Origin of the sequence: Minwuia thermotolerans (assembly GCF_002924445.1) — a bacterium.
Classification (GTDB): domain Bacteria; phylum Pseudomonadota; class Alphaproteobacteria; order Minwuiales; family Minwuiaceae; genus Minwuia; species Minwuia thermotolerans.
The window spans coordinates 1-3,122 of the sequence record NZ_PIGG01000049.1 but is presented as its reverse complement, the minus strand read 5'-3'; the positions used below and the strand labels follow the sequence as shown (position 1 = coordinate 3,122).

The following is a 3,122-nucleotide window of genomic DNA, read 5'->3' as shown; positions in this document are numbered from 1 at the left end:
GCGCCGCCGCGGAACTGGAAGAACTCGTTGAAATCGATCAGGTCGGCGCTGACCGTGTCGTCGCCGGTGCCGCCGACCAGCATCAGCCCGCCGGTGATCCCGTCGATCAGGTTGACGCCTTCCAGTGTGTCGGTGCCGCCGGACTTCACGACCGTGCCCGAGATGTTGCCGATACTCGCGTTGATGCCCAGGGACTGGTCGTCGTAGAGGAGGGCGAAGAAGCCTTCGCCCGGCGCGATGAATTCGATCAGATTGCTGTCTGCGCCGGGCCGGATGATGTCGCCCGAACCGTCGTTCGCGCCGGGCCGAAGCGTGTCCGCGCCATTGCCGCCGATCAGCGTGTCCTGTCCAGCGCCGCCTTCCAGCAGGTCGGCGCCCTCGCCGCCGACCATGCTGTCATTGCCGGTGCCGCCGCGCAGCACGTCATCTCCGGCATTGCCGGTCAGGGTGTCGTCGCCGGCATTGCCGAACAGCAGGTCCGTATCTGCCCCGCCCGTCAGCGCATTGGCGCCGGCGTCGCCGGCCTGCGCCAGACCCGTGGAATCGAGGCCGAAGAAGATGGCGATCTGGTCGTAGGAAACCGCGCCGGCGTCGTCATAGCGGGTGGTCACGGCGATATCGTCGAAGCCGTCGCCGTTGATGTCGCCGATCATGGCGACGCCCTGGCCGAGATAGATATTGTCCACCGGTGCAGAGGTGATGGTGACGCCGTCGGTGCCGTCGATCGTGGACAGGTCGAAACTCGTCTCGGCAACCGCCTGGCCGGGGCCGAAGATGACATAGGCCTCGCCGACATTGCTGTAGCTGCCGTAGTCGACGCCTTCGGCGCCGATCACGAAATCGGCCACGCCGTCGCCGTCGAAGTCGCCGCCGCCGTCGACCGAGGAGCCCAGCCGATCCCCCGCCGCGAGACCGTCGAAGGACACGCCCTCGCCGGCTTGCAGATTGGTGAGATCCGCCTGCGCGCCGGCGGCGTTGGCGTTGCCGAAGATCAGGAAGGCGCGGCCCTCGTTGGTATTGACGCCATTGACGACATCGGTGCTGCTGGCGCCAATCAGGAGGTCGCCGAAGCCGTCGCCATTGACGTCGCCGGTCCCGGCGATCGCGTCGCCCAGGTAGTCGCCGCTCTGGCCCTGGGTAAGCTGGAAGGCGTCACCACTGGCGACCAGGTTCTGGATATCGTAGATGCCGGTCGCGCGCGCCGCGCCGAAGACCACGCTCACGCGGCCGGCATCGCTACCCGCGCCTGTTCCGCCGAGATAGTGGCTGAAGGCGATGTCGTCGAAACCGTCGCCGTTGAAGTCGCCGATGAAGCTCGCCTCGGTGCCGATATAGCTGTTTGTCACGCCACCGCGAATAGCCATCGCCTCGCCCGCCGAGATCATCGACGAGATGTCATCGTTCGCCGCAAATCCGCCGGACTTGCCGAACACCACGAACACGCCGCCAGCGGCCGAATAACTACCATAGTAACTGTCGTCGGTGATTATCAGGTCGTCGAAGCCGTCGCCGTTGAAGTCGCCGCCGCCGGCGATGCTGTAGGCGAAACTGTCGAAGGCCGCCGAGCTGCCTGGCGAGACCCTGAAGCCGTTGGCGCCGTCGAGGCCGGCGAGATCGATATCCTGGCCGAGGCCGTCGGCGTCGCCGAAGACCACCGCCACCTGACCATAGCCGTTGACGCTGTAGAAGCCCGGCGCGGCAACAGCGAAATCCTGGAAGCCGTCGCCGTTCATGTCCCCGACCGAAGTGACGTCATAGCCAGCTCTGTCGCCGCCGCCGGCGCCGCTGTCGAAGACGCGGATGGCGCCGCCGCCGGCGATCAGGCCCGATTCGGTATTGTCGAGATCGGGCGCCGCATCGCCGAACAGGACGAACGATTCGCCATTGCCGCCATTGCCGAAGGGTGCGCCGACCAGCACATCGTCCAGGCCGTCGCCGTTGACGTCGCCCACGCCGTCGCCGGACTCGCCGAAGCCGGTATTGTTCTGGCTGCTGCCGACGAAGAAGCCGTTCGTGCCGTCGATGTCGTCGACCGAGAACTGCGCCGTGGGCGTGAAGTCGAAGACGAAGTCGTCGGCCGCCAGATCGGCGACCAGCACGTTTTCCAGCACCAGCGCGTCGTCGCCGTCGAGCTGGATGGTGGTGTTCGTGCCGTCGTCGCTGGACACCCCCTGCACCTCGGCGAGATTGCTGAAGCCGAAGGCGATGAGGTCGATGACGTCCGGGCTGCCGGCGCCGGCGGTGAAGTCGGTGATGGTGTTGTTCAGCCCGATGCCGTCGCCGACGATGAACAGATCATCGCCCGCGCCGCCGGTCATCGTCGTGCCCGCGCCGAAGGTCAGCGTGTCGTCGCCGGTGGTGCCCACCACGGCCTCGAAGCCGCTGACCGTCTCGGCGTTGCCGCTGCCGTCATTGGCCACCGCACCGGTGGAGAGGTCAACCACCGCCGGCTGCAGGCCGGGCGAGAAGTCCAGCGTGTCGCTGCCGAGCCCGCCGAAGAGCGTGTCGACGCCGTCGCCGGAGAAGACCAGGTCGTCGCCGTCGCCGCCGAAGACGATGTCGTCGCCGCCATTGCCGAAGGCGCTGCCGCCGATCGTGTCGTTTCCGGCGCCGCCTTCCAGCGTGTCGGCGCCGTCATTGCCGAGCAGGGTGTCGGCGCCGTCCTGACCTTCCAGCCGGTTGGCGAACCCGTCGCCGGAGAGCGTGTCGTCCAACCCTGTGCCCGCCAGCGCCTCGATACCCGAGAACGAATCCGAATCCCCGAAGCCGTCGGTCGCGCCGCCCAGCGAAAGGTCGGCATTGACGCCCTGAGACGCGCCGTCGTCGTCGAAGGCGACCTCGTCGAAGCCGTTGCCGCCGATGAAGGTGTCGTCGCCCGCGCCGCCCAGGAACTCGTCGTCGCCGTCGCCGCCGTCGAGCTGGTTGGCGTTGGCGTCGCCCTCGATCACGTCGTCCAGCGCGGTGCCGCGCACGTGCTCGATATTGCTCAGCAGATCGACATCGCCGAAGGCGTCGCGGCCGATCCCGAAAGCCAGCGAGACGGCGACGCCGTTCTGCGCCTCGGCGAAGTTCGACTGGGCCGACGAGTAGTCGATGGTGTCCTGACCCAGCCCGCCATCGAC

General features: G+C 67.5%; 1 protein-coding gene. It reads right to left on the bottom strand.

Annotation, left to right across the window (positions count from 1 at the left end; all coding sequences use genetic code 11):
* Positions 1-3,122, bottom strand: a 3,122-nt coding sequence (locus CWC60_RS15750; protein WP_109794895.1) for an FG-GAP repeat protein, incomplete at both ends; no start/stop codon positions are given.